Source organism: Streptomyces solincola, from assembly GCF_002982015.1.
GTDB classification, from domain to species: domain Bacteria; phylum Actinomycetota; class Actinomycetes; order Streptomycetales; family Streptomycetaceae; genus Streptomyces; species Streptomyces solincola.
On record NZ_PVLV01000693.1, the window covers coordinates 1 to 1,294 of the forward strand.

1 protein-coding gene and 1 pseudogene are annotated in these 1,294 nt (G+C 74.3%); both read left to right on the plus strand.

From position 1 onward, the window contains the following. Nucleotides 1–20 precede the first annotated feature (20 nt). Nucleotides 21–494, plus strand: a complete 474-nt coding sequence (locus tag C6N75_RS29390) for a hypothetical protein (protein WP_105871875.1) — start codon at nucleotides 21–23, stop codon at nucleotides 492–494. Between the two features lie 409 nt (nucleotides 495–903). Further along, nucleotides 904–1,294, plus strand: a pseudogene (locus C6N75_RS29395) (AAA family ATPase); the annotation flags it as partial.

The following is a 1,294-nucleotide window of genomic DNA, read 5'->3' on the forward strand; positions in this document are numbered from 1 at the left end:
GTCCAGCCGAACAGCTCCTCGTGGGTGGCGAGGTCGTCCACCTGGACGACCTCGCCACCCACGAGGAGCTGTTCGGCTGGACCGGCCGGTTCCGGGACTGGGTCCTGGAGCCGTTCTCCCGGGGCGAGCCGGGCCGGGTTCACCCGTACGACTGGAACACGCGGCTGTTCGGGCCGCCGCGGCTCGTGCCGGCGGCGGACGTGGTGCTGGTGGAGGGGGTCGGCGGCGGCCGCCGGGCGGTGCGGCCGCACCTGGCCGGGCTGGTCTGGATGGACCGGGGCCCGCAGGAGTCCTGGGCGCGGGGAAGGCGGCGGGACGGGCCGCCGCAGACCGCCTTCTGGGACGGGTGGACCGTGGCGGAGTCCCGCCACTTCGCCGGTGACCCTTCCCGACCCTTCGCCGGTTGGCTGGTACGGGAGTGTCCCGAGGGGTACGAGTGGCTTCCAGGGCCCGCCGAGGCCACTCCCCCGCCACCGGCCCGTCACGCCCGGTGACCGGCGGTACCGGCCGTACCGACCGGTCGGAGAACCGGCGGCGGAGACCGCTTCGACACCGCTTGACCGGCGGCCGCGCAGGTCTTACGTTCTCAATGTGCGGCTTGTGACAGCCGCCTCGTGACGCGAAGCCCCTGGTCGTTCCCCCGTGACCGGGGGCTTCGTTCTTCCCTTTCGCACCGTTTGCGCCCTGCCGCCGTCGAGCCGCGTTCACCCTGGGTCACCGCGCCGCCGGGTGCCCCTGCCGCTCCCGCGCGCCCTTATTCGGGCACTCCCCGTACCGGTACGATGCCTCTCGGTGCGGGCAGGACGGGCAAGTCCCGTGAGACGGAAGGGCGATGGGCGCAGCGCCACCGGGCGGCCGCCCGGTGGATCACCGGCACGGGGACACGGTTTGCGGGGGGACCCGATGGACATCGGCACGCAGGGTGCGCACGCCCCGGCCGACCTCGCCTGGCTCCGCGGCGTGGACGCCTACACGATGGGCGCCTATCCGCAGGCGGAGGAGGAGTTCCGTACGGCGGTGCGGATCGATCCCGGGATGGCCGACGGCTGGCTGGGGCTGCACGCGCTGAGGGTGGACACCACCAACGCGCTGCTGCGGATGCACCGCCACCGGGAGCGGTTCGGCGAGCAGCGCGCCCGTCACCGGCGCAGGCTCAACTCCTGGTACTGGCTGGGCTGGTGGGTGCAGCCGGTACTGGAGGGGCCGCGCGATCTGCTGCTGGCGCACGCCTCGCACTGGCTGGACGGGCGGCACGTCCCGGAGCTGGACCGGGCGCTGGCGGGGCTGCCGCCGG